Origin of the sequence: Shewanella sp. ECSMB14102, from assembly GCF_000813075.1 — a bacterium.
GTDB classification, from domain to species: Bacteria; Pseudomonadota; Gammaproteobacteria; order Enterobacterales; family Shewanellaceae; genus Shewanella; species Shewanella indica.
This window is the reverse complement of sequence record NZ_JWGX01000015.1, coordinates 93,251-117,469: the sequence shown is the minus strand read 5'-3', so window position 1 is coordinate 117,469 and position 24,219 is coordinate 93,251. Positions and strand designations below refer to the sequence as shown.

The window sequence follows — 24,219 nt, the reverse complement described above, 5'->3', positions numbered from 1 at the left end:
AGGCAGCCTAATTTAGCGAGTGGTGCACTTCGGAGTTGAATTCGCGGGTTTCTATCTTGCCATTTTGGATCTGATCACGAGTCTCATTCGGAAATGGAGCGGTAAATTCACCAAGAACAACATTGCCCACACGACAGTCAAAGGAAATCCCTTGAAGGACTTCGAATCTACCATCAATAACTCGCTGCCCATTACAGTCCACTTCACCTTTAATGAGTTGTCCTGATGATTGGAGCTGACCTATATAAGTTATTGGTGGAATGATCTCTGTAGGTGGAACCACATCTGTCGGAGGAATAACCTCCGTAGGTGGCACCTCACCCAATGAATCATCATTATTGCATCCTGCCAGCATCGCAGATAAAACCATTATAGAAATAATACTTTTCTTCATTTAGTTTCTCTAGAGATTATTGACAAAGTACTCGTGTTAAATACTCGCTTGCCTTGCATTAAAATAAGGCTTACTGAAACAACAAGTTTCATTTACCTCTTGGCAAGAAAACCTTGTTATTGAACAGTAACAAATATTGACGGCCTATTTAAAACCCATAAAAAACAGTTAAACCAACTTTATCGAAACATATTCAAAGCCAACCAACCTCAAGACGCAAAACGTTTGAGAGCAGTCGCCTTTTGGCTTAGTGATAAATTATATTGACTCATCAGTTAACCCGAGCTCTAACTGGCTCTGCGAACAGAAATTTTGACCCAAAAACTATCGCAGAAAACCAGGCGCGCGTAATTTAATAAAACTATTTGGCCATGTCGATAACTTCTTTACCGCACATCCGATTTTTGACTAGACTTCAGTTGTAGAATCGTACTTATTGTCACAATCGTACATGCATTTGTTAAAGACGCAACATCGGAAAAGTGGTTTACAACAAATATAATACCCCACGTTTATCCCCTCCAATTACCTCTTACCTTGTGGCGAATAAAGGGTTCTCTTTACGCACCTGTGTTATCCAATACTTGCCACCTTCATCAAAGAGCAACCACTACCGACTGAGTGAGGTTTAGAAACAAAAAGTCCGCAACGATGCGTAATGCCGTTCACTTAGTGTGAACGGCATTTTCTCTATACAAAAAATCCGATGACATAAGGTCTTCCGATTTTGATCCTTTCAATTAGATCGTCAAGCGTTCTGTCTTAACTAATCGCCATTAGACGTAAGGCATACACCTTTTGCTATCAACTATTTAGCTTTATCAACTGCCAAGCTATTGAATGACACTAAGCGCTACTCCCAATCCAGAGCCTCAACCACTCTGAGCAGGTTGTTTACCTTGTACTCCTTCCCGTAGCGGTCGAAGGTAATTGAGCCATGGGGATGCCCCAATAACCCGGCGACCAAATCAGAGCTAAACTCCTTGCGCTTCAACTGGGTTGCCACCGCATGGCGTATACCGTGCAAGGTCTCTCGCTCTCCCCAGTCCAGTTTCCTTTTGAAGTTGTGGAACCACTTAGAAACAGCATGGGAGTAACCCCGAGCCTCCTGTTTAGGCAACTCAGGGAACAGGCGCTGATGACCTAGGTTTCGCTGTCTCTCAACAAAATGCAGGAAGCCCAGAGCTATCAGCTTAGGGTGAATGGGGATGGCCCGCTCGCTGCTTGAGGTCTTAATTGATTGGTCTGGGTGACTGGCTCGGATAAGGATGCACGGATGACCATCAATTACCGTGAAATCATCCAGATACAACTGAGCCAACTCCCCGACTCTGGCCCCAGTGTACGCCGCAAGCCGAGGCACCCAGTACCTGTAGGCGTACCTTTTAGCGTTACCTATGGGCAGTGCTTGAAATAGCTGCTTGATTTGGAATGGAGTCAGCGCCTCCCGCTCTTTAGACACCTTCACCTTTGCCGACACACGAATGCTCATTCCTGCCATGGGATTAGGTGTTCCATAGTGAACAGGTGTCACATAGTGAGCTGAGGCCCACTGTAACAAGGCGGTGACCCGAGTCAGGTACTTGTTGATTGTCGCGACAGACAGGTCAGTCTTGGCACTGTAGTGCTGCTTATACCTCTGAGCCAGCTCCTTGGTGAACTGGTCAATCCTAAGGTCGCCCAGCAAGGCAATCATGTCTCTGAATGTCTTGCGGTTGACGCTCTCAGTATGTTTCGACCATGCACCACCCAAGACCTTTTCCCGGCTGTATTCATCCGCTATCTGGCTCAACTTAGGTAACTGGGGGGATACGGGGGGAATCTCAGGAGGGACTGGGGCCGATACCACAGCACGACCTTGAGAAGACTCCAAGCTGGCTGATGGGGATTGTGTCGCCGATGCTTTGCCTTTAGCCAAGGCATGCAGAGCCTTAAGCACATCCCAAGACCTCAGGACAGCCTCGCGCTTGTCTTTAGTGGCAAGTGTCTTGCGGAGTTCACGTTTCCCTATGGCATCTCTACGGTCTTCAGGAACGACTACACGGGCATACCAAATACCATGCCGGGACTGGAAGAGATAAGGACTGGATGATGTTCTGGCCGAGCTCAAAGTGGACCACCTTGTGTACCACCAAGGTTTATCTCAAGCTAACCATTTGAAAAGGTTTGGAATTGGAGGTTCCCCCAGAGCCACACCCCGGCACATGAGTCACTTGCTACGGTTGCTCCCTTCCGGGCCTGGCCGGGTTCACAAGTTATCATTGCGGGGGGACCCTGGGGTCACCACAGATTTGCAGCCTTGCTGCAACGCCGTGGATTATCCATCATGCCCTCGTCTGGATCAAGGGAAATAACCTCCGTTTGGCCGCGATTGCTTTTAAGTGAACATAAGATAAACAAAAGCTTGTGTTTCTCTTATGGTCAAAGTACCAATAGATGTTTATTCTGTTCGACCAGTTTAGGCCCAATCCCCTTTACCTGAGCCAACTCATCAATGGATTTGAATTTTCCTTGGCTGCTGCGATATTCCACAATCGCTTTGGCCTTGGCCTCTCCTATCCCTTTCAGTAGCTGCAACTCAGATTCCGAGGCAGTATTAATATTGATTTGGTGAACCTGTGCTTGTCCGGCTGGTGACGTTTGTGAAGTTTTGTCTTTAGTGGGCTCTCCGGCGTACAGGGGGAAACTCAGACTGGTTGCAAGTAATAAAGCATAGAATGGTGTTTTCATTGAAGACTCCTTGTCATGGTCATTGAGGCCGAGATCCCTTTCCTTGGCCTAAAAGAAATGTAGACCAGCGCACGGATATTGCCAAATTATTGCAACTAGACATTAGTACAACAGCCTAATGTGACACAGATCACCGTTTCAAACTTTCATTCTCTTTCAGTAATATAAAGGCAACGCCTCTTAGCTAACCGTTTGAAACAAAAAAACGCCCAAAGGCGACAAATTTAAGTGATCCAGCTCTCCAATTTACCAATTTCGTGATAGATTCCTCATACAAATGTATTAGGCAAGGTGGTTAAGTTACCCAATAAAGCCCTTTGCCAAATGTGAGCTATACCCTAAATTGCTTGCCATAAAAACAAGACGAGGAAGTTAACAATGTCTTTAGAACAAACGGAAAGCTTACCCCCTTCGCAGACAGAGAAGAGCACCCAACAACGTAACATGTTGATTTTGGCCGCAGATATCTTGCTGCTTTTTCTATTGCACAATTTTTTACCTTTTGAACCCGGGGTAAATACCGGTCTGTCTATCTTGGTATTTGCCGCTGTGCTCTGGCTTACTGAAGCCATTCATCTGAGTATCACGGCGATACTCATTCCGGTTCTGGCGGTATTTTTCGGTGTGTTTGAAACCAAAGCTGCCATGAGCAACTTTGCTAATCCAATTATCTATTTGTTTTTTGGTGGTTTTGTATTGGCTGCAGCCCTGCACCATCAAAAAATCGATACCCTTATCGCCCAAAAGGTGTTACTGGCTTCCAAGGGTAAACTCAGTATCGCCTGTATGATGCTGTTCGGGGTAACCGCGTTGCTGTCTATGTGGATCAGCAACACAGCCACCGCAGCCATGATGTTGCCTCTGGCGTTGGGAATTTTGCAGCAACTGGATAGAGAGAGCCAGCACAACACCTATGTCTTTATGTTGCTGGGTATCGCTTATTCGGCCAACATTGGTGGCATAGGTACTCTGGTGGGCAGTCCGCCAAACGCCATCGCCGCTGCCCAAGCCGGCTTGAGCTTCAGCGACTGGCTGGAGTTTGGCCTCTTGACCGTGGCTTTGATGTTGCCAACCATGCTGATCGCCCTCTATCTGTATTTCAAACCGGACTTATCGGTGGAATGTAAACTGGATATCGAAGATCAGAAACTGAGTTTTCAGGGAAAACTGACTCTGCTTATTTTCCTGGCCACAGTTTGCTGCTGGATCTTCAGTAAGCCCTTATCAGAGGCGCTCGGTGGTATCAGCCAGTTTGATACCATAGTCGCGCTTTCTGCAGTGGTTTTGCTGGCAGGACTTGGCTTGGTTGGTTGGAAGAAGATAGAAAAAACCACCGACTGGGGTGTACTGATACTGTTTGGCGGCGGTCTAACCCTGAGCGCCGTACTGAAAACCACGGGTACCAGCGTCTTTCTGGCACACTGGATGACAGACATCTTCGGCAGTACCCATATGTCGCTGTTCGTGTTCGCGGTCATTTTCTTTGTGGTGATGCTGACCGAGTTTGCCAGTAACACCGCCAGTGCCGCTCTGCTGGTACCTGTGTTTGCTGCCATAGCCGAAGCATTGGGGCTATCGCCCGTAATGCTGTCAGTGCTCATAGGTATTTCGGCATCCTGCGCCTTTATGCTGCCGGTGGCCACGCCCCCCAACGCCATAGTCTATGGCTCAGGCTACATAAAGCAATCTGAAATGATGCGAGTCGGTGTTATCATCAACTTCATCAGTATGTTGGTGCTCTATATCATAGCCCACACCTTCTGGGGCATTTGATTCTCTAAAGCCCGAAAAACAAGGCGAGCCATGCTCGCCTTGTCTCTTTTAACTGATCACTGTCAGTGCCTGCTCCAGATCAGCTATCAGGTCATCCACATCCTCAAGCCCGGCCGAAATTCGCAGCAGACTGTCACCTATACCGGCTTTAATACGCGCCTCCTGGGTATAGGGTGAATGGGTCATGGACGCCGGATGCTGAATAAGTGACTCACAATCCCCCAGACTCACAGCAATTTTGAACAGTCTCAGTCGATTGACAAAGGCCATGGACTGCTCCAAATCGGCCTTAAGCTCAAACGCCAACACCCCACCGGCCCTACGCATCTGCGAGCCGATAAACTGATGGCCCGGATGGGAAACCAACCCGGGATAATGTACTTTGGCCACGGCTTGATGGGATTCGAGATACTGCGCCAAGCGCTCGGCATTATCGCAATGACGTTCGAGTCGCACCGAGAGGGTTTTCAGGCCTCGCAAAATCAACCAGGCATCGAAAGGCGATAGCACGGCACCAATATCTTTTAGCTGTTGTTGCTTGATGGCCGTTATCGCCGCTTGCGAACCACAGATGATACCGGCAATAACATCGCCATGGCCATTGAGATACTTGGTGGCGCTGTGAACCACAAGATCGATTCCCAACTGCAGAGGCTGCTGCAACAGCGGGGTCATAAAGGTGTTGTCCACTATGCTGGTCAGTTGATGGCGCTTGGCAATAGCGGCTATGGCACAGAGATCATATACGGCCAGATGCGGGTTCACCGGGGTTTCACAGAAAATCACCCGAGTGTTGGGACGAATAGCCGCCTCGACCGCCGCGAGATCGGAAAAGTCCACCAGAGAAACCTCAATACCGAAGCGGGCAAACTGCTCTGTCATCAAAGAAAAAGTACAGCCATAGACGGCCGAGGAAGCCAGCAGATGATCGCCACAGCTCAAGTATCCCAGCAAGGCCGCCGATACCGCCCCCATGCCGGACGCGGCAGCAGCTGCTGCTTCAGCGCCTTCAAGCAACGCCAAACGCCGCTCAAGCTCGGCAACCGTTGGGTTACCCAAGCGGGTGTAGATATAGCCCTCTTCTTCACCGGCAAAGCGGCGACCACCGCTTTGGGCGGTATCAAAACAGAAGGTGGCACTCTGATATAAAGGCGATACCAGTGCCCCGGAAGGCTCGCCAGAGTGGCCGCCATGAATAGCCAGTGTGGCTGAGTGCAGTGCTTTTGGCTGCTTGTGTTGCATGCTTAACTCCCCATGTCAGTCCGACCATCCCTTATATTGTTATTCGGCTTATCGCCCGGGATGATTCAGTTGTCCTGTCACCAACATACTGAGTCAGCAAGACTTGCCCAAATCGGCAAGCAAAAATCATTACTCCTTGGTTGTAAAATCTTTGTTACGTTCGGGTTTCCTCACCAGCACAGAAGCGGAAAAATCCTTTAGCTCCAACAGCAGTTCTTTATGGATCCGCGACAGTTTGGGCTTGCTGGCACTGGAAAATGCCAGCGGCCGACAAAGCGCCATCGCCTGATAGCCAAGTCTCGCCGTCAACAAACCGCCCCCCAGTCCCTGACCGAGCCGCGCCGAAAGCTTGCCGGACATCTCTACCGACAGCAATTGGGTGCCAAAGTCGGTGGCAAGCTCTGTGGTGCCGGCATAGAGAATATTGACCAGGATCCCGCGAATCAGCCGAATACGGCTCCAATAACCCAGTTCAACCCCATAACAGCGGGCAATATCCTGGATCATCTTCTGATTACGCCAGAGGATCAGCGCCATATCCAGTACCGCCAGCGGGCTGGCCGCCAGCAATAGGGCCGATTCGGCCGCATAACGGCGCACCAGCTTCATGCCAACCTTGTCACGCTCGGTCAGCACTACCTGATCAAACAGCTGCAACTGCTCGGCGTCATTCTGCTCCGGATTCAGCAGCGACTGCAGCCTGTCCTGCTCCGGCCCCTTGGGCATCTGCTTGCAAATACCATAGATAAAATCGCGCGCTTCGCCCATCTGCATACTGCCGAGCAGGCGTTGCCCGGTTTGCTGGGTATCTTCCACCTGGCGCAGGCGTTTGAGTTTGCGCCATTCCCCGAAACAAAGCTTGCCTACCCAGGCCAGCACCAAAGCGAGCACCAGGCTGTAAAAACCAAACAGCCAAGGGCTGTCGCGCCAGGCATCGATAAGACCCAGCAGTGTCTGCAGCACCACTGCCGCCATCACGCCCAACAGGGCCAAACGCGCCAACCAGGACCAGCGTTTGGGCTTGAGGGAGATGAGTTGATCCGCCTTGGGCTGTGCACTCAGCACTTGTTCCAGTTCGGCTTCTGTGGGGTATTCAACAAAGTCACCGCCTTGGAAATCCTTGGCCGCGGCCAATTCGGCGGCGGATTCCGGCTGATGACTGAAAATTCTCTGTGGCGCCAACTCTGTGGTTTGCGCCTCATCAGCGTGACTGCCGTTGTCGGCAGCATTATCAACACGCTTTTCTGAACTGTGTTTTGCCACGACTTACCTCAACTTGTCGCCCAAAAGAAACTCCAGCAGGTGATCGAGCCGGATATGTTCATAGCCTTGTTCCGGTTGGCTGTCGGGCGGCGCAAACTCACAGAAATGAAATCCCTGCCTTTGCCAGAACGCTTTTTCAGGCAAGGCTCTGGGCACCTCGCCCGGATACAGGGTCACCTTCTGTCCATCGCTCATGCGCCGGCCACAGACCACTTCCACCTCCACGCCATCTGCATCTTTGACCATACCGTGACGAGTCGCCTTGATGGCGCTGATGGCCATGGTTTCCACCCGACTGCCGGCAAATCCGGCCTGCTGCCGACTGGGTGCCAACATAGCGCTGAGCAGTGACAACACATTGCCCTGCTGATCCCGGGTCACCTGATCGACTTTACTGGCGGCAAACAGCAGAGTATCTATTCGGGGAGCAAACAAACGTCGCAGCAAATTAGACTGCCCATACTGGAAGCTGGCGCTGATGGCATTGAGAGCTTCGGCCATATCTTCAAACTGCGCCTTGCCACGATTAAGGGCGCTGAAACAATCCACCAGAATTAACTGACGATCGAAACCGGCAAAATACTCCTGGTAGAAGGGCTTGACCACCTTGGCCAGATATTGCTGATATCTGTGCCTGAGCACCTGATAATTACTGCGACGTCCGGCCGATGCCAGTTGCTGCTTGTCTTTGAGTTGCTCAGGTAACAGGGGAAAAAAGGCCAAAAGTGGCGTACCGGCCAGCTCTCCGGGCAGCAACATTCTCCCCGGCTGTGCCTGATAAAACCCCTGTTGATGCACCAGATCCAGCAGTAGTAACCGATAACTTTCGGCAATGGCGGCCAGCGCCTGATCGTCGGCATCGGCGTACAAATCCAGCGTCGCCAGCGCCGCAGCAAATTTAGGGTAAAGAGGCGAGGATTCCAGGGTTGATTGCCGGGCAAAGCGGGTTTCAGACCAGCGGTTAAAGTCCTGGCTCAACATGGGCAAATCCAGCAACCACTCCCCGGGATAATCGACTATGTCCAGATGCAGCTTGGCGCTGTCGGCCAATTTTGCCAACATCCCTTTGGTAGGCACATATTTGAGCGTCAGCCGCAGCTCACTGATGCTGCGGGTCGATGCCGGCCAACTGGGCCTGGCCGCGGTCAAACTGGCAATCGCCGCATCAAAATCAAAACTGGCTATGGTCAAATCCGGCTGCAGCTCCCGCCTTACCCCGAGTAACCGTCCGTCGCGGCACACCTGAAATAGGGGTAAGCCCCTGCCATCAGGCTCGGTGCCTGCGCGCAACAGTCTATCCACCAGCGCGGTAATGAAGGCCGTCTTGCCGGCGCCGGAAAGGCCGGTAACCGCCAACCTAAGATGCCTGTCTGTGGTGCGCTGTGCCAACTCACGAGTTTTGTGTTTGAGTTTGCCGAACTCTTGCCTGACGCTTGCCATAATTCTCCTGATACAAACAAACGGGGCGGTAAGCACCGCCCCTTGAACAAGGATTTATAGGTTGTTGAACTGTCTTTTCAACTCGAATTGCTCAGAGGTGACATGTTGTTCGAGTGCCCTGAGCCTATGCTCCAGCGATTGAAAGCGATTGCTTACATCTCTGAGCGCTTGCCCGGCGGGTTCCCCGGCTTGCCAGACCTTTTTCTTGACCCCAATGTCCTTATGGGTGTCTTTGGCTGTCCAAGGTTTGACATCCAGTATCATCCACAGCACCAGATAGGTGATAATCACCATTCCATAGCCACCGAGTAAAAGGATTGAAACCGTAGCGACCCGAACCAACCAAGGTTCCAGATTAAAGTACTCGGCTACCCCGGCACAGACCCCGGCTATCTTCCTTTGCTGGGGAATGCGGTAAAGAGTACGCTTGCCTGATTCAGTCATGACGTTGCCTCCATTCCGGGGACTCGGCATCCAGGATGGCTTCCAGTGTTTCAATCCTTTGGCCCATCTTGTCAGCTGTGTCTATCAAGTCGTTAAGCTGTTTGAACTCTGCCTCGGTAAGCCCCTGGCTCACCTGACGTTTACTGCGGTAATGCAGAATCAACCAGATTGGCGCCACAAAGATCATGAAGATAATCAGGGGTGCCAGCAGTAAGTCCATATCCATAAATCACCTCTGAGTCTGTATTATTTTTTGGTTTTGGCGCTATCGCCTTTCACCTTGGCCTTCAAGGCTTCCAGCTCGGCGCTGACAGAATCTTCGGCCTTGAGTGCCGCAAATTCCTCTTCCAGACTGGACTTCTTGCCACCCAGATCATAGGACTCAACTTCAGCCTCCAGACCTTCGATGCGACGCTCATACTGTTCAAACTTGAGCATGGCATTGTCGATTTTGCTGGAATCCAGCTGCTTTTTCACTTCCAGGCGTGAAGAAGCAGTTTGCTTGCGCATTATGATGGTCTTCTGGCGAGCCTTGGCATCGGCCAGCTTTTCCTGCAGTTGACCCACTTCCTCTTTCAGGCGGGCGATATGCTCTTCAACCACCTCGAGCTCTTGCTCCAGGGTTTGCGCCAGCGCTGCGGCTTTTTGCTTTTCAACCAGCGCGGCCTTGGCCAGATCTTCCCTGTCCTTGGTCAGTGCCAGCTCGGCCTTTTCCTGCCAATCCTGCACCTGAAGTTGCACTTTGCCAATACGGCGGAGTAACTCTTTCTTCTCTGCCAATACTTTAGCCGAAGTAGAACGTACTTCAACCAGGGTATCTTCCATTTCCTGAATGATCAGGCGCACCATTTTTTCCGGATCTTCTGCCTTGTCCAGCAAGGCACTGATGTTGGCATTAATGATGTCGGCAAAACGTGTGAAAATTCCCATAATCCTGTCCTCTACATTTATTGTGGGTCTCGACTCTTGTAATACAGATCCCGTGCCAACTTTTAATTTATCAATAATATCAATGGCATAATATAAAACTTAACTTTTACTTTATTTATTTAACCTACCCGCATATTATGATTTTCACCAATTATTAGCGTTTAAGACTAACTGTTATCGTGGCCAATCCCTATCAACAAGACAATCTTATCGGTCAATCCAATGCCCTGTTGGAGGTGTTGGAGCACGTTTCCCAAATCGCACCTCTGTCCAAACCTGTGCTTATCATAGGCGAGCGGGGGACGGGTAAAGAGCTGATCGCCGAACGTCTACACTATCTTTCCCAGCGCTGGGATCAGAGTTTTATCAAACTCAATTGTTCCTCTCTGAGTGAAAATCTACTGGAAAGTGAACTGTTTGGCCATGAGTCCGGCGCATTTACCGGCGCCAAGGGGCGTCATGAAGGCCGCTTCGAGCGCGCCGACGGCGGCACCCTGTTTCTCGATGAACTGGCCAATACGTCCGGCCTCATTCAGGAGAAGCTGCTGCGGGTCATTGAATATGGCGAATATGAAAGGGTGGGCGGCAGCAAGACTCTCAATGCCGATGTCCGCCTAATCTGCGCCGCCAATGAAGACTTACCCAGTCTGGCGGAAGCCGGCGAGTTTCGAGCCGATCTGCTCGACCGTTTGGCGTTCGATGTGATCACCCTGCCGCCGCTGCGCTGCCGCCGGGAAGATATTCTGCCATTGGCCGAATACTTTGCCGTGGGGATGGCGCGTCAGCTCAAGCTGGAGCTGTTTACCGGTTTTGCCGCCGCAGCCGTGGCGACCATGATGGATCACAGCTGGCCGGGTAATATTCGGGAGCTGAAAAATGCCATAGAGCGCAGCGTCTATCGCCATGGTCATAACCCCGAACCGATTGAGAACATAGTGCTCGACCCTTTTGCCTCGCCCTACCGGCCCACCAAGCGGGTCAAGACCCATAGTCGCCAGCTGGTGACCGCTGAAGTTGGCAATGAAGTCCTTAACGGCAGTGCCGCCGCAGCGACAAACGATAGCTCGGAACCTTCGGCAAACCAGATACAGTTCCCGGTGGACTTCAAACAGTGCTGTGAAGACTTCGAGACCGACCTGATTCAACGTGCGCTCAGTGCCAGCCAGTTCAATCAAAAGAAAACCGCCGAACTACTGGGACTTAGCTACCATCAGCTCAGAGGCATACTGAAAAAATACAATTTGCTCGATAAGGCATAAGCCGATTGCCCAGGTAACGGCTGCACTGCTAAAATGTTCGGTCAACATCTGAATAACTAACGATTTTGCAATGAATCTGCTGACGTTACGCCCCGGGCGAAGCTCTGAAGCAATAGCGCAAGTCTCCAGGAGCAAGCTCTACGGAGATCTTGTGGCAGGGCGATTATTCCGCTCATGCCGGCGCCTGAAGCTGACCGGGAGCATATTGACCGGCCTGGCTCTGACAATGCTGCTTGGCGGCTGTGGTCAACAGAAAGTGCCCTCCGGCCTGGTATACTGCTCCGAGGGCAATCCCGAGTCCTTCAACCCACAGCTGGTGACCTCAGGAACCACTATCGATGCCACCTCGCACCAGATTTACAGTCGCTTGGTGGATTATGATCCCGAGAACGGCGATATCACCCCGGCACTGGCAACCGAGTGGCAAATAAGCGAAGATGGGCTCAGTTATGAGTTTGAGTTGCGCCAGGGTACCCGGTTTCACGAGCAGCCCTACTTTCACCCCAGTCGGCCTTTTAACGCCGATGATGTACTATTCAGTTTCAATCGCATCATAGACAAACAGCACCCTTTCCACGACGTGGCCCAAGGCGGTTACCCCTTTTTCCAAAGTATAGGCTTTGCCGGGCTGATAAAATCCATCAGCAAACTGAGCGAATACAGAGTCAGATTTGAACTCACCCAGCCCGATGCCTCATTCCTGTCCAACCTGGCCACCGACTTTGCGGTGATCCTTTCCAAAGAATATGCCGATCAGCTTCTCGCCCAAGGCAGCCCGCAGCAATTGGATAACCAGCCGGTTGGGACAGGCCCCTTTATGCTGGTGCAGTATGTTAAGAATGAATATATCCGTTATCGACGCCACCCAGGTTACTGGGGCAATATGCCGCAGTCTGAAATGTTGGTGTTCGATATCACGCCGCGAAGTACCACCCGCCTGGCCAAGCTGATCACCGGCGATTGCAGCGTCTCGGCCTTGCCCAAGGCCGGTGAGTTGCCGGTGATTGAGCAGCACGACAACCTGGTTTTGGAGAGTCGCCCCGGAATGAACGTGGCCTATTGGGCCTTCAATACCCAAAAGCCGCCATTCAACGATGTCAGGGTCAGACGGGCGTTGGCTTACGCCATCGACAAGCAAAACCTGCTAAGGGCCGTTTATCAGGACACCGCCGTAGAGGCAACCGGTATACTGCCGCCCTCATCCTGGGCTTATTCCGACTCGGCCAAGAGTTATGACTATGCCCCGGACAAAGCCAGGGCGCTGCTGGATGAAGCCGGCATAGATAAACTGGAGCTGGATATCTGGGCTATGCCTGTGGCACGAATTTACAACCCCAATGCGCTGAAGACCGCCGAGCTGATCCAGGCCGATTTGGCGACCATAGGTGTCAAGGTCAATATCGTCAACTACGATTGGAGTGTCTTTACCCAAAAACTGGCACGCAGTGACTATGACTCGGTACTCATCGGCTGGAACGCCGACAACAGCGATCCGGATAACTTCTTCACCCCCTTGCTCAGTTGTGGCTCCATCGCTTCCAACAACAACCGTTCCCGCTGGTGTAACCCCAGATTTGACGCCCTGCTCAACCAGGCCAGACGCGTGACAGACAGAGAAAGTCGCAGTTTGTTGTACCGCCAGGCCGAGGCGATTCTGGCACAAGATATGCCGCTGGTCAGTCTGGCACATGCCAAACGTATGGCGCTAAAAAATGCCAGTGTAACCGAAACCAGCCTAACGCCTTTCGGCGGCATCGCCTTTGCCAATATAGGCCACAGCAATAAAGCGGCAGCAGATGCCCCAATGCCGCCCGCCAAGGATCAAGAATGATGGCTGCTTACCTATTGCGCAGACTCAACCTCTTTGTCGCCACCTCTCTGTTGCTGATTGGTGTACTCTTCTATGCCACCAGTTTGTTTCCGGTTGACCGCATTTACGCCCTGACCGGGATCCAAGCACCGAGTGATACCCAGGAGGCACAAATCATCGCCGATTATCATCTCGATGGCGGCTCTTTGGCCCAGTTTATGGGGTATTTAACCCAGAGACTCAGTGGCGATCTCGGTATTTCTGTGACCTCTCAAAGGCCGGTAGCAGAAGAGCTGTTGGCGGTACTGCCGGCCTCTTTCGAGCTGGCAACTGTATCCGGTTTATTTGCCATCATCTTCGGGGTACCGCTCGGAGTGCTGGCCTCGCTGAGTAAACAGAAACTGACCCAAAATGCCATCATGGCGGTAACACTGACAGGTTACTCGATTCCGGTATTTTGGCTCGGGCTGTCCCTATCACTTTGGTTCGGGGTCAGGCTGGGTTGGCTGCCAATTTCAGGGCAGATAAACCTGCTCTATGAAATAAAGCCTGTGACTGGCTTTATGCTGATAGATACCCTGCTGTCCGACTCGCAATATCGCTTATCCGCCTTTAAGGATGCCGCCTTGCACATAATCCTGCCGGCGCTGACCTTGTCTGTGTTGCCCTTTACCGTGGTGGTACGTATTACCCGCTCGGCGATGATGAATGTGATGAACCAGACCTATATCCGCGCCGCCGAAGCAAGAGGCCTGCCAACCAGTAAAATCGTATTGCGCCACGCCCTGCCCAACGCCTTGATCCCCCTGCTCAAACACTTGGGACTTATGCTGGGGCCATTTGCCAGTTATGCCATAGTGGTGGAAGTGATCTTCAGTTGGCCCGGGGTAGGCTCCTGGCTGGTATCTGGTATCTATCAGCGGGATTACACTGTGATCCAGGGCGGCACACTGGCGGTGGCGCTGCTGATTATCTTTCTGAGCATTTTGATTGAAGTGCTGCACACGGCCACCAATCCGCTCAGCAGGAAGGAACTCTATGCCTCAAATTAAGATTTATCAGGAAGACGATATTCCATCCCCCAGCCTCAAGCTCTGGCGTACCTTTGCCGCCAATCCTTTTGCGCTTGCCGGGCTTTGGGGCGTGCTCTGTCTGCTGATCCTGACAATGTTCGGGCCCATGATGGCCCCCTACCCGGCCGATTTTCAAGATCCCAATGCCCTGTTACTACCGCCATCCTGGGACGATCTCGGCACGGTTGAGCACTTTCTCGGTACAGATGATCTCGGCCGGGATATCTTTTCCCGCCTGCTACACGGCACCAGCTATACCTTCGGCATGGCACTGGCAATTGTCGCCACCGCGCTCCTGGTCGGATTTATCATAGGTTCATTCTCGGGGATGATGCGCGGCCTCAAGTCCAGTATCCTAGGGCACCTACTTGATGCCTTGCTGTCGATTCCATCACTCTTGATGGCTATTCTGGTGGTCGCGGTAATGGGCCCCGGGCTGATGAACGTATTCTGGGCCGTGGGTATCGCACTCACCCCTCAGTTTGTGCGCGCCATACATCAGGCCGTGCATGAAGAGTTACAAAAAGAGTATGTCACCGCCGCCAAGTTGGATGGCGCAAACGGTCTACAGATATTCTGGTTTGTGATTATGCCCAATGTCTGGGAGACTGTGATTATTCAAACAACGCTGGCAATTTCAGCGGCCATTTTGGATATCGCCGCGCTGGGATTTCTCAACCTCGGCGCCCAGGCACCCAAATCCGAATGGGGCGCCATGGTATTCCAGGGACTGGATAATCTGCTGACCGCCCCCTGGACTGTGACCATTCCGGGAGCCGCTATCCTGTTGAGTGTGTTGGCCGTCAACCTGGTTGGCGATGGACTGAGATCGGCGCTTGCGCCCATCAGAAACTGATTATGCCGTTACTCGATATACGAAATCTCACCATAGAACTGGACACGCCTCAGGGACGAGTCAAGGCGCTGGAAAAAGTCAGCCTGACGGTCAATGCCGGTGAAATCCATGGTCTGGTCGGTGAATCCGGCTCGGGCCGTTCTCTTATGGCACGGGCCATTCTCGGGATCCCCGGCCCCAACTGGACTGTCACCGCCGATCGCATGATGTGGGATGGCCGCAACCTGATGGAGATGACCCAGTCGGAGCGGCGCAGCCTTATGGGCTCTGATATGTCGATGATATTTCAGGACCCCTCCGGCAGCTTTGACCCGGCACTCACTGTGGGCAGCCAATTGATTGAAGCCATGCCGTTAAATAGGCAGATACCTTTCTTTCGCCGCGGTAAAGAGCGACGCCTCACTGCCCAGAAATGGCTGCACAAGGTGGGAGTCAAGGAACCGCGGCGGGTGCTGGGCAGCTATGCCTGGGAGCTCTCCGAAGGTGAATGCCAGAAAGTGATGATCGCCATGGCGCTGGCCAACCGTCCCAAGCTGTTAATTGCCGATGAACCCACGGCTTCGATGGAACCCAGTACCCAGGCGCAGATATTCCGCCTGTTGACCCAGCTCAATCAGTTGCAGAACGTCGCCATCTTGCTGATCAGCCACGAGTTGGACACACTGTCGAACTGGTGTAACCGGCTAACAGTGCTCTACAGCGGCCAGGTGATGGAATCCGGACCTACCGCAGAGCTACTTGAACAGCCTTATCATCCCTATACCAAGGCGATGTTGGACAATATGCCGGACTACTCCGGTCCTGCAGCCCACAAAACACTGATGCCGACTCTGCCGGGCTCGGTACCGGCGCTGCAACATCTGCCGATAGGCTGTCGCCTGGGGCCTCGCTGTCCGGAAGCCCGTAAACAATGTGTGGTGCAACCGCAGCTGAGCCATCATAAAGACAGATACTACGCCTGCCATTTCCCCTACCAGAGTGAGCCTATTGATGACGACTCCCTTGCTTAAAGTCACGGACCTGAGCAAACGCTATTTCAGCGGTTACAAGGGCTTTCGCCGCCAATATACTGAGGCCTTGGCGCCCATTTCTTTCGAACTCAACAGTGGCGAAACCCTGGCTATTGCCGGTGAAGCCGGCTCAGGCAAGAGTACTTTGGCCCGCATTTTGGTCGGCGCCGAGTATCGCAGCGGCGGAGAAATTCTGTTCAATGGCGAGCCTCTCGACAGCCATGATCTGAAACACCGCTGCAGACTTATCCGGATGATATTCCAGGATCCCAACACCTCACTCAACCCAAGGCTAACCATAGGGGAACTGCTCAATGAGCCGCTGAGGTTCAATACCCGGCTGTCGGCCCATGCCCGTAGCGAGCAGGTGGTTGAGACTTTACGTAAAGTGGGCTTGCTGCCGGAACATGTGGAGTTTTACCCCCACATGATTTCCGAAGGCCAGAAGCAGCGGGTGGCGGTGGCTAGAGCCTTGATGCTCAACCCAAGGATCATTATCGCCGATGAAGCTCTGACAGCCCTGGATCTCTCGGTGCGGGCCCAGATCCTCAACCTGCTGCTCAAGCTGCAAAAAGAGATGGGGCTTTCCTATATATTTGTGTCCCACAATCTCAATGTTATTCGTCATGTCAGCGACAAGATCATGGTGCTACACAAGGGCGTAATGGTGGAAAAGGCCGCCACCGAGACCCTGTTCAATGATCCGCAACACGAATACACCCAAAGATTGTTGCAGGAGCAGGCACAATTGACCCGCAAGCGTTGAGAATAAGTCAAACTGCTCCAACCACTACCCTGTTGGCAGGCTTTTTGAAAAAATCAGTACCAATTCAAGTTGAAATACTTATCCTAATGACAGTTTTCGGAAGAAGAAGCTAAGACATGATTATTAAACCTAAAATTCGTGGTTTCATTTGTACCACTACTCACCCTCTGGGCTGTGAAGCCAACGTGCTGGAACAGATCAACACCACCAAGGCCAAAGGCAAGATAGCCAATGGCCCCAAGAAAGTACTGGTGGTAGGTTCTTCCAGTGGTTATGGTCTCTCCTCCCGTATTGCCGCCGCCTTTGGTTCCGACGCTGCCACTATCGGGGTCTTTTTTGAGAAACCCGGCACTGAGACCAAACCCGGCACAGCCGGTTGGTACAACTCGGCGGCGTTTGACAAGTTTGCCAAGGCTGAAGGCCTGTATTCCAAAAGCATCAACTGTGATGCCTTCAGCCATGAAGCCAAAGCCAAGGTAATTGAGCTAATCAAGGCCGATCTGGGCCAGATAGACATGATAGTTTATTCACTGGCCTCACCCGTGCGTAAACTGCCTGACAGCGGAGAAGTGATCCGCTCGGCCCTCAAGCCTATCGGCGAGTCATATCGCTCTACCGCGGTAGATACCAACAAAGACACCATCATTGAAGCCTCGGTTGAGCCGGCCACAGAGCAGGAAATCAACGACACTGTTACTGTGATGGGGGGGCAGGATTGGGAACTGTGGGTAGATGCCCTCGACAAGGCCGGTGTGCTGGCTGATGGCTGCAAAACAGTTGCTTACAGCTATATAGGTACAGAGCTGACCTGGCCTATCTACTGGCACGGCGCTCTGGGTAAAGCCAAGATGGATCTCGACCGCGCCGCCAGTGAGCTAAACCAAAGACTGGCCGCCAAGGGTGGCAGCGCCAATGTCGCTGTGCTCAAGAGTGTGATCACTCAGGCCAGTTCGGCTATTCCGGTAATGCCACTGTATATCGCCATGGTATTCAAGAAGATGCGCGAAGAAGGCCTGCATGAAGGCTGCATGGAACAGATTTACCGTATGTTCAGTGAGCGCCTTTACAAGGCAGATGGCAGTAAACCAGAAGTAGATGATGCCAACCGCCTGCGCCTGGACGATTGGGAACTGAGAGAAGACATCCAGCAGCATTGCCGTGATCTCTGGCCACAAATCACCACAGAAAACCTCAGTGAGCTGACCGATTACCGTGAGTACAAGGCCGAATTCCTTAAGCTGTTTGGCTTTGGTATCGAAGGCATAGACTATGATGCCGACGTTAATCCAGCCGTTGAGTTTGACGTGATTGAACTCTAAATTGAAACAATAACGCTGACCGAAAAACGCCGCTATCAAGCGGCGTTTTCTTTTACCACCACAAGTAAAGGGTAAATTATAAGCTTTCAGGCGATGAATCGACTGTGGGCATTTTACCTATGGTTGCAGAATCAGCGCTTGGAGCCCAAATTTGTCGCTTAGGCATCCATCTCGAGGACGATTGAGTTTATACTCTTTACCTTGCTAATTATTCTTCCAGGAGAAAACCATGAAAATCAGTGCACGCAACTGTCTTGGCGGTACCATCAAAGCCATCGAAGAAGGCTCTGTAAACAACGAAGTCACCATTGAACTGGCTCCGGGTGTTGAGCTAACCTCTGTGGTCACCAAAGCCTCCTGTGAGCGTTTGGGGCTTAAAGTAGGTGACAGTGCATACGCACTGATCAAAGCCAGCAGCGTAATGCTGGGTGTTGACGAATAATCAATGAGCAGCGCCGCAAGGCGCTGTTTTTTTTGTTATATATACGGATATCTATTGGGCCAAAGTAGTGGGCCCTAAAAAACAACAAACCTATTTTCAAGAGACGCTGGCCTATATCAACGCCGAGCGTGCCCGGGGAAAGGTCATCAACCCTCCCAAAACTAACACCTTCAACGCTCTGCGTTATACGCCATTATCAGAAGTCAAAGTAGTGCTCCTGGGACAAGATCCCTATCATGGTCCATCAAGCCCACGGCCTGTGCTTCTCAGTGCCCAAAGAGGTGGTGCCACCGCCATCATTACAGAACATATTTCAGGAGCGGGCCAATACTGTCCCGGGGTTTAGGGGGGGGCGAATAAGTCCTCGTGGAACTCTCGCTTCATGGTAACCCTAGGAGATAAATGCCAGACATAAAGAAGCCGGTCATTTGGACCGGCTTCTACGCTAAATCATTGAAGTTATTTACTCATCGCTTTCAGGGTAAACAATTTCAGCTTTGGCCTTCAACATATTGATAACGGCGCGATAGTCATTCTCACCGTACTGACTGTTAAGACCTTGCTTGATGGCCGCAACCTGATCGGCCGGTGCACTTTCTGCATCATGAATGGCATCCAGTACCACCACGGCATAACCGGTCGCCAGCGACACAGTATCAACGCTCAAACCCTCTTTGGCCTTGGCCATCTGGAATGCCTTGCTCACCAAAGCCGAATCTACATCCTGGGTGAAACGTCCTAAGTTGGCATGGCTCTGCAGCGCGATATCAGCATTACCTTCTTTGAGCTTGACCATGTATTCCTGCGCCTTGTCACGAGCAATCTCATTGGCTTTTTGCTGCTTGAGACGTACTTCAATGGCAGGCTTAACCTCGGCGAACTCAAGTGTGCCGGCTTGCTGATGTTCCTTAACGCGGATAACCACGACACGGTTGCGCTCCACTTCCAGCAGCTCACTGTTCATACCTCCCAGTACATCACTGGAGAAGGCGGCTTTGGACAGTTCCGGCTTATCGAAAGGTGCTGGCGCGTTGTCACGGCCGAACAGTCGGGTAGTCTTGATCTCTGCACCAACAGCCTTGGCCGCTTCTTGCAGGTTATCAGGGATTTCATAGCTGGTATCGGCCAATTTCTGCTGCAGACCATAGAATTGGCTGACTGCTTCATCTTGCTTGAGCTGCGCGACTATCTTGTCTTTCACTTCGGCGAAAGGTGCAGTCTGACCGCTCTGGATATCCAGCAGCTTGATGATATGGAAACCGAAAGGCGTCTTGACCACTTTGGAGACATCACCCTTGCTCAGTGCAAACAGGGCGTCATCAAAAGCAGGATCCATCACACCAGGCTCAAACCAACCCAATTCCCCGCCCTTCTCACCGCTCAGGGTATCCTGAGAGTCTGACTTGGCCAGCGCAGCAAAATCAGCGCCGTTTTCCAGTTGCTTGTGAAGATCCTCAGCCTTGGCTTCGGCGTTGTCGGTCGAGGCATCGATCAGAATATGGGCTGCCAGACGCTTTTCGGCTGTCTGATATTGATTCTGATGCTCATCATAGTAAGTCTTGGCTTGCTCATCACTGACCTGAATGCTATCGGCCAAATCTTTGGCATCAAGCTCAACATATTCCAGGCTGATCATTTCCGGACGTTCAAATTGGGCCGGATTGGTGTCGTAGAATGATTTAACTTCCTCTTCGGTCACTGTCGCTTGGTCCAGGAAAGGCTCAGCGTCAACCAGGAGATAGCGAATATCACGGGTTTGTCCCTGCAGCTTAGCCAGAGCTTCGGCTTCACCGTTGAGAACAAACTCGCTGCCAATCAAGGCACTGATCAGCTGACGACGAGTCATATCCACCCGCATACTTTCACGGAAAGTCGCTTGTTGATAGCCCAGTTGGCGCAGAATGGCTTCGAAGCGATCATTGTCAAACTTGCCTTCAGTCTGGAAGGCCGGCTCTTGTCTAATGGCTTCTGCAATTTGAGCATTGGACACTCGCAAGCCCATTTCAGCGGCGGCTTGATCCAGCAGCTTTTGCGCTACCAGACGTTCAAGCACGCCTTGCTTGATACTGGCCAAGTAAGCATCATTGGCCGCCAGGGCGTCAAACATCTCACCCAACTGTTGTTCCAGACGGGCACGCTCGCTTTGATAGGCCTGGTCCAGTTCGGTTGTGGAAATCTCTTCACCATTGACTGTGGCGGCCGGAGCCACTGAGGAGGAACCCAGGTAACTGCTTACACCAGCAAATGCAAAGGAAAGTATCACCAGCACCAAAATAGCTTTGGCTATTACGCCCTGTGACCCTTCGCGAATCTTCTCTAACATCAGACGTCTCGCTTAGCGATTAATAGTAAAAAAAAGGCGCATCTCTTGTGGGATGCGCCTATCTGTAACATGAATGGAGTCTGCAGACGCTACTTCAGCCTATCCTCACACTCCGAAACGTCGGCTAATCCGGCGTTTCTCAATCCGTAAAAAGCACTGCCTGGCAGTGCTTAATCTTTACGAAAGCCTACAAAGGCTACGATGTTAATTAGTTAACAGCGTCTTTCAGAGCTTTACCTGCCTTGAATGCAGGGATTTTAGCTGCAGCGATTTTGATCTCTTTCCCGGTCTGTGGGTTACGACCAGTGCGCTCAGCGCGCTCACGCACTTCAAAAGTACCGAAACCAACAAGAGAAATTTTGTCGCCTTCTTTCAGACCATCAGTCACAGCTGCGATGAAAGAGTCCAGTGCGCGGCCGGCAGCGGCTTTAGAAATGTCAGCACCAGAAGCGATTTTCTCGATTAGTTCAGATTTGTTCATGTCATCCCCTTGAATGTAGTTTTCGCGCCGCAACCAAATCCTTCTCTAGAGCGGTCTGCGGAGGCTTTTATAACAAGCTTGATACCAAAGTTCAAGCTCAGTTGGAAAACCAAAGAATTTAAATTGGATACAGCTCAAAGCCAGTTGCCCCAAGGGCTTGGCACAACTGGCTCTCCACAGACCTAGGCTACCACAGGTCTGGGTTTTGTTAAGCCCCTTTTTTCATTTTTTTTAGTGGCATAGGACATTTTCTTGCGTTAGCCCAAATTTTTTACCACTTCAAAGCCTTCGACTGGTCGCTCAAGCGCCAATTGCAGCACTTCGTCTATCCAACGAACCGGACGAATATCCAAGTCTGCCACTACGTTAGCCGGAATTTCTTCCAGATCCCGTTCGTTCTCCTTGGGTATCAATACCAGTTTAATACCACCTCGGTGGGCCGCCAGCAGTTTCTCTTTCAGGCCACCGATTGGCAGTACTTCACCTCTCAGGGTAATTTCACCTGTCATGGCGACTTCACCCTTGACCGGGTTACCTGTCAGGCTGGAAACCAAGGCAGTACACATAGCGGCACCGGCAGATGGACCATCTTTCGGGGTTGCCCCTTCGGGTACGTGCACATGGATATCACGCTTCTCGTAAAAGTCAGGGTTGATCCCCAACTGCTCGGCGCGCGCCCGAACCACAGTCATAGCGGCCTGGATAGACTCCTGCATCACATCACCCAGCGAACCTGTATAGGTGAGTTTGCCCTTACCGGCCACTGAGGTGGCTTCGATGGTCAGCAAGTCGCCGCCCACTTCGGTCCAGGCCAAACCTGTCACCTGGCCAATCTGGTTCTTGGATTCTGCTTTGCCATAGTCAAAACGCTGTACCCCGAGGAAAGACTTGAGGTTGTCCTGATTGACATCCACATGCTTGGTGTCTTTCTCCAGCATGATCTGCTTCACCACTTTACGGCAGATCTTTGACAACTCACGCTCCAGTGCCCGCACCCCGGCTTCACGGGTGTAATAACGGATCACCCCGAGAATGGCGCTGTCATCGACAGTGATTTCAGTCTTCTTCAGGCCGTTACGTTCAATCTGCTTCGGCAGCAAGTGCTGCTTGGCAATATTGAGTTTCTCATCTTCGGTGTAACCGCTAAGACGGATGACTTCCATCCGGTCCAGCAAGGGGCCAGGAATATTCATCGAGTTGGAGGTGGCCACAAACATCACGTCGGACAGATCGTAATCCACTTCCAAGTAGTGATCGTTAAAGGTCGCGTTCTGCTCTGGATCCAACACCTCCAGCAGAGCCGAGGCCGGATCGCCACGCATGTCCGAACTCATCTTGTCGATTTCATCGAGCAGGAACAGTGGGTTCTTCACCCCGACTTTGGCCATCTTCTGGATAATCTTGCCCGGCATAGAACCTATATAGGTACGGCGGTGACCACGGATTTCCGCTTCATCACGCACGCCGCCCAATGCCACCCGCACATACTTACGGCCGGTTGCTTTGGCAATAGATTGCCCCAGAGATGTCTTACCTACCCCCGGCGGGCCAACCAGACACAGGATAGGGCCCTTGAGCTGTTTCACCCGGCTCTGTACCGCCAGATACTCGAGGATCCGCTCTTTAACCTTCTCCAGACCATAGTGATCTGTATCCAGCACCTGTTCGGCCTTGGAAAGGTCACGCTTAATCTTGGAGCGCTGTTTCCAGGGCACTGAAGTCATCCAGTCAACATAGCTGCGTACCACTGTGGCTTCAGCCGACATCGGAGACATCATTCTCAGCTTGTTAAGCTCGGCAGAAGCCTTCTCTTTGGCCTCTTCCGGCATGCCAGCTTCTTCAATCTTGCGGCCCAGGCTTTCAAATTCGTCATGGCCCTCATCAAGATCGCCAAGTTCCTTCTGAATAGCCTTCATCTGCTCGTTGAGATAATACTCACGCTGGCTCTTTTCCATCTGTTTCTTGACCCGAGAGCGGATACGTTTTTCTACCTGCAGCAGGTCGATTTCCGCTTCCATCATGGCCATCAGATATTCAAGCCGCTCACCGACCTTGACCATCTCAAGTACAGACTGTTTGTCTGCCAGCTTGAGCGGCATATGCGCCGCCATGGTATCGGCCAGTCTGTCGGCCTCTTCGATACCTGAGAGTGAGGTGAGCACTTCGGGAGGAATTTTCTTGTTCAGCTTGATATAGCCTTCAAACTGACTGATTGCGCTGCGTACCAGCACCTCTTCTTCCTTGTCGTCCAGCGCTTCTGACTCCAGGTAGTGTGCGGTGGCAACAAAGAACTCTTCTTCCTGGGTATAACGTTCTATGCGGGCGCGCTTACCGCCTTCGACCAATACCTTGACAGTGCCATCAGGCAGCTTCAGCAGCTGCAAAATGGAAGCGACTGTACCTACGTCGAAAATATCGTCTATGCCAGGCTCGTCCAGATCCGCATCCCGCTGCGCCACAAGAATGATCTGTTTATCCTGCGCCATGGCAGTTTCCAAACAACGGATGGACTTTTCACGTCCTACGAATAACGGAATTACCATATGGGGATAGACCACCACGTCTCTCAGTGGCAGCACGGGCAATTCGATTCGCGCTTCACGCTCTAGGGTCATAGTTCGATTCCGTTTCAGTTAAAGATTACATTGAGTATATTGGGACGCT

The 24,219-nt window shown here is 51.8% G+C and carries 22 protein-coding genes, 1 other RNA gene and 1 pseudogene; 10 read left to right on the top strand and 14 right to left on the bottom strand.

The window, feature by feature from the left end; genetic code table 11:
* Window positions 1-7: 7 nt before the first annotated feature.
* The 5 genes and pseudogenes from RC73_RS06625 to RC73_RS06615 all read right to left on the bottom strand — a co-directional run bounded on the left by RC73_RS06625 (window position 8) and on the right by RC73_RS06615 (window position 3,124).
* Window positions 8-394 (bottom strand): hypothetical protein, encoded by a 387-nt coding sequence (locus RC73_RS06625; protein ID WP_039033903.1) that lies wholly within the window; start codon window positions 392-394, stop codon window positions 8-10.
* 853 nt (window positions 395-1,247) lie between these two features.
* Window positions 1,248-2,186: a site-specific integrase gene (locus tag RC73_RS19815; protein WP_152608420.1), complete on the bottom strand. Its 939-nt coding sequence runs from the start codon at window positions 2,184-2,186 to the stop codon at window positions 1,248-1,250.
* A 138-nt stretch (window positions 2,187-2,324) separates the two neighbouring features.
* Window positions 2,325-2,504: pseudogene (locus RC73_RS21470) on the bottom strand (DUF6538 domain-containing protein); the annotation flags it as partial.
* Window positions 2,505-2,575: 71 nt separating this feature from the next.
* Window positions 2,576-2,672, bottom strand: an RNA gene (gene ffs, locus RC73_RS20055) — signal recognition particle sRNA small type.
* Window positions 2,673-2,815: 143 nt separating this feature from the next.
* Window positions 2,816-3,124 carry a ComEA family DNA-binding protein gene (locus tag RC73_RS06615; protein WP_039033902.1) on the bottom strand — a complete coding sequence of 103 codons (309 nt, stop codon included), beginning with the start codon at window positions 3,122-3,124 and terminating at the stop codon, window positions 2,816-2,818.
* Window positions 3,125-3,502: 378 nt separating this feature from the next.
* Between RC73_RS06615 and RC73_RS06610 the strand changes: the two genes are divergently transcribed.
* Window positions 3,503-4,897, top strand: coding sequence for a DASS family sodium-coupled anion symporter (locus RC73_RS06610; protein WP_039033901.1), 1,395 nt, complete (start codon window positions 3,503-3,505; stop codon window positions 4,895-4,897).
* A gap of 48 nt (window positions 4,898-4,945) precedes the next feature.
* On the opposite strand, the gene RC73_RS06605 is transcribed toward RC73_RS06610, so the two are convergent.
* From RC73_RS06605 to pspA, 6 genes are all read right to left on the bottom strand, one after another.
* Window positions 4,946-6,139: a trans-sulfuration enzyme family protein gene (locus RC73_RS06605; protein WP_039033900.1), complete on the bottom strand. Its 1,194-nt coding sequence runs from the start codon at window positions 6,137-6,139 to the stop codon at window positions 4,946-4,948.
* A gap of 129 nt (window positions 6,140-6,268) precedes the next feature.
* Window positions 6,269-7,402: a TIGR01620 family protein gene (locus tag RC73_RS06600; RefSeq protein WP_052248036.1), complete on the bottom strand. Its 1,134-nt coding sequence runs from the start codon at window positions 7,400-7,402 to the stop codon at window positions 6,269-6,271.
* Between the two features lie 3 nt (window positions 7,403-7,405).
* Complete coding sequence (locus RC73_RS06595; RefSeq protein WP_039033899.1) at window positions 7,406-8,842, bottom strand: YcjX family protein; 1,437 nt, start codon at window positions 8,840-8,842, stop codon at window positions 7,406-7,408.
* Between the two features lie 54 nt (window positions 8,843-8,896).
* Window positions 8,897-9,286 carry an envelope stress response membrane protein PspC gene (pspC, locus tag RC73_RS06590; protein ID WP_039033898.1) on the bottom strand — a complete coding sequence of 130 codons (390 nt, stop codon included), beginning with the start codon at window positions 9,284-9,286 and terminating at the stop codon, window positions 8,897-8,899.
* Window positions 9,279-9,512, bottom strand: a complete 234-nt coding sequence (gene pspB / locus RC73_RS06585; protein ID WP_025011223.1) for an envelope stress response membrane protein PspB — start codon at window positions 9,510-9,512, stop codon at window positions 9,279-9,281. Before pspB ends, pspC begins: the two co-directional genes overlap by 8 nt.
* A gap of 20 nt (window positions 9,513-9,532) precedes the next feature.
* The gene (pspA, locus tag RC73_RS06580; RefSeq protein WP_039033897.1) at window positions 9,533-10,216 is read right to left on the bottom strand and encodes a phage shock protein PspA; all 684 of its coding nucleotides are present in this window, start codon (window positions 10,214-10,216) and stop codon (window positions 9,533-9,535) included.
* 179 nt (window positions 10,217-10,395) lie between these two features.
* Between pspA and pspF the strand changes: the two genes are divergently transcribed.
* From pspF to RC73_RS20990, 9 genes are all read left to right on the top strand, one after another.
* Window positions 10,396-11,475 (top strand): phage shock protein operon transcriptional activator, encoded by a 1,080-nt coding sequence (pspF, locus tag RC73_RS06575; protein WP_039033896.1) that lies wholly within the window; start codon window positions 10,396-10,398, stop codon window positions 11,473-11,475.
* A gap of 226 nt (window positions 11,476-11,701) precedes the next feature.
* Window positions 11,702-13,306, top strand: coding sequence for an ABC transporter substrate-binding protein (locus RC73_RS06570; protein ID WP_235369969.1), 1,605 nt, complete (start codon window positions 11,702-11,704; stop codon window positions 13,304-13,306).
* Window positions 13,306-14,337 (top strand): ABC transporter permease, encoded by a 1,032-nt coding sequence (locus tag RC73_RS06565; RefSeq protein WP_039033913.1) that lies wholly within the window; start codon window positions 13,306-13,308, stop codon window positions 14,335-14,337. Before RC73_RS06570 ends, RC73_RS06565 begins: the two co-directional genes overlap by 1 nt.
* Window positions 14,324-15,214, top strand: coding sequence for an ABC transporter permease subunit (locus RC73_RS06560; RefSeq protein WP_039033894.1), 891 nt, complete (start codon window positions 14,324-14,326; stop codon window positions 15,212-15,214). Before RC73_RS06565 ends, RC73_RS06560 begins: the two co-directional genes overlap by 14 nt.
* Before the next feature lie 2 nt (window positions 15,215-15,216).
* Complete coding sequence (locus tag RC73_RS06555; RefSeq protein WP_039033893.1) at window positions 15,217-16,224, top strand: peptide ABC transporter ATP-binding protein; 1,008 nt, start codon at window positions 15,217-15,219, stop codon at window positions 16,222-16,224.
* Window positions 16,205-16,990, top strand: coding sequence for a peptide ABC transporter ATP-binding protein (locus tag RC73_RS06550; protein WP_039033892.1), 786 nt, complete (start codon window positions 16,205-16,207; stop codon window positions 16,988-16,990). Before RC73_RS06555 ends, RC73_RS06550 begins: the two co-directional genes overlap by 20 nt.
* Before the next feature lie 116 nt (window positions 16,991-17,106).
* Window positions 17,107-18,309, top strand: a complete 1,203-nt coding sequence (gene fabV, locus RC73_RS06545; RefSeq protein ID WP_039033891.1) for an enoyl-ACP reductase FabV — start codon at window positions 17,107-17,109, stop codon at window positions 18,307-18,309.
* Between the two features lie 229 nt (window positions 18,310-18,538).
* The gene (locus RC73_RS06540) at window positions 18,539-18,751 is read left to right on the top strand and encodes a TOBE domain-containing protein (RefSeq protein ID WP_025010701.1); all 213 of its coding nucleotides are present in this window, start codon (window positions 18,539-18,541) and stop codon (window positions 18,749-18,751) included.
* A gap of 67 nt (window positions 18,752-18,818) precedes the next feature.
* Window positions 18,819-19,097, top strand: a complete 279-nt coding sequence (locus RC73_RS20990; protein ID WP_052248035.1) for a hypothetical protein — start codon at window positions 18,819-18,821, stop codon at window positions 19,095-19,097.
* Window positions 19,098-19,214: 117 nt separating this feature from the next.
* Here the strand turns inward: RC73_RS20990 and RC73_RS06530 are convergent, their stop codons facing one another.
* The 3 genes from RC73_RS06530 to lon form a co-directional block, all read right to left on the bottom strand.
* Window positions 19,215-21,074: a SurA N-terminal domain-containing protein gene (locus RC73_RS06530; RefSeq protein ID WP_039033890.1), complete on the bottom strand. Its 1,860-nt coding sequence runs from the start codon at window positions 21,072-21,074 to the stop codon at window positions 19,215-19,217.
* A gap of 208 nt (window positions 21,075-21,282) precedes the next feature.
* Window positions 21,283-21,555 carry a nucleoid-associated protein HU-beta gene (gene hupB, locus RC73_RS06525; RefSeq protein WP_025010704.1) on the bottom strand — a complete coding sequence of 91 codons (273 nt, stop codon included), beginning with the start codon at window positions 21,553-21,555 and terminating at the stop codon, window positions 21,283-21,285.
* A 257-nt stretch (window positions 21,556-21,812) separates the two neighbouring features.
* Window positions 21,813-24,170, bottom strand: coding sequence for an endopeptidase La (lon, locus tag RC73_RS06520; RefSeq protein WP_039033889.1), 2,358 nt, complete (start codon window positions 24,168-24,170; stop codon window positions 21,813-21,815).
* Window positions 24,171-24,219: the final 49 nt, after the last annotated feature.

Excerpts from the sequence above, each read along its gene's own strand:
- RC73_RS06560 (WP_039033894.1), top strand. The coding sequence starts at position 14,324 with ATGCCTCAAATTAAGATTTATCAGGAAGACGATATTCCATCCCCCAGC.
- pspC (WP_039033898.1), bottom strand. The coding sequence starts at position 9,286 with ATGACTGAATCAGGCAAGCGTACTCTTTACCGCATTCCCCAGCAAAGG.
- pspA (WP_039033897.1), bottom strand. The coding sequence starts at position 10,216 with ATGGGAATTTTCACACGTTTTGCCGACATCATTAATGCCAACATCAGT.
- hupB (WP_025010704.1), bottom strand. The coding sequence starts at position 21,555 with ATGAACAAATCTGAACTAATCGAGAAAATCGCTTCTGGTGCTGACATT.
- RC73_RS06555 (WP_039033893.1), top strand. The coding sequence starts at position 15,217 with ATGCCGTTACTCGATATACGAAATCTCACCATAGAACTGGACACGCCT.
- RC73_RS06565 (WP_039033913.1), top strand. The coding sequence starts at position 13,306 with ATGGCTGCTTACCTATTGCGCAGACTCAACCTCTTTGTCGCCACCTCT.
- RC73_RS06615 (WP_039033902.1), bottom strand. The coding sequence starts at position 3,124 with ATGAAAACACCATTCTATGCTTTATTACTTGCAACCAGTCTGAGTTTC.
- RC73_RS06550 (WP_039033892.1), top strand. The coding sequence starts at position 16,205 with ATGACGACTCCCTTGCTTAAAGTCACGGACCTGAGCAAACGCTATTTC.
- RC73_RS06530 (WP_039033890.1), bottom strand. The coding sequence starts at position 21,074 with ATGTTAGAGAAGATTCGCGAAGGGTCACAGGGCGTAATAGCCAAAGCT.
- RC73_RS06595 (WP_039033899.1), bottom strand. The coding sequence starts at position 8,842 with ATGGCAAGCGTCAGGCAAGAGTTCGGCAAACTCAAACACAAAACTCGT.
- RC73_RS06605 (WP_039033900.1), bottom strand. The coding sequence starts at position 6,139 with ATGCAACACAAGCAGCCAAAAGCACTGCACTCAGCCACACTGGCTATT.
- RC73_RS06570 (WP_235369969.1), top strand. The coding sequence starts at position 11,702 with ATGCTGCTTGGCGGCTGTGGTCAACAGAAAGTGCCCTCCGGCCTGGTA.
- lon (WP_039033889.1), bottom strand. The coding sequence starts at position 24,170 with ATGACCCTAGAGCGTGAAGCGCGAATCGAATTGCCCGTGCTGCCACTG.
- fabV (WP_039033891.1), top strand. The coding sequence starts at position 17,107 with ATGATTATTAAACCTAAAATTCGTGGTTTCATTTGTACCACTACTCAC.
- RC73_RS06540 (WP_025010701.1), top strand. The coding sequence starts at position 18,539 with ATGAAAATCAGTGCACGCAACTGTCTTGGCGGTACCATCAAAGCCATC.
- RC73_RS06625 (WP_039033903.1), bottom strand. The coding sequence starts at position 394 with ATGAAGAAAAGTATTATTTCTATAATGGTTTTATCTGCGATGCTGGCA.
- RC73_RS06610 (WP_039033901.1), top strand. The coding sequence starts at position 3,503 with ATGTCTTTAGAACAAACGGAAAGCTTACCCCCTTCGCAGACAGAGAAG.
- pspB (WP_025011223.1), bottom strand. The coding sequence starts at position 9,512 with ATGGATATGGACTTACTGCTGGCACCCCTGATTATCTTCATGATCTTT.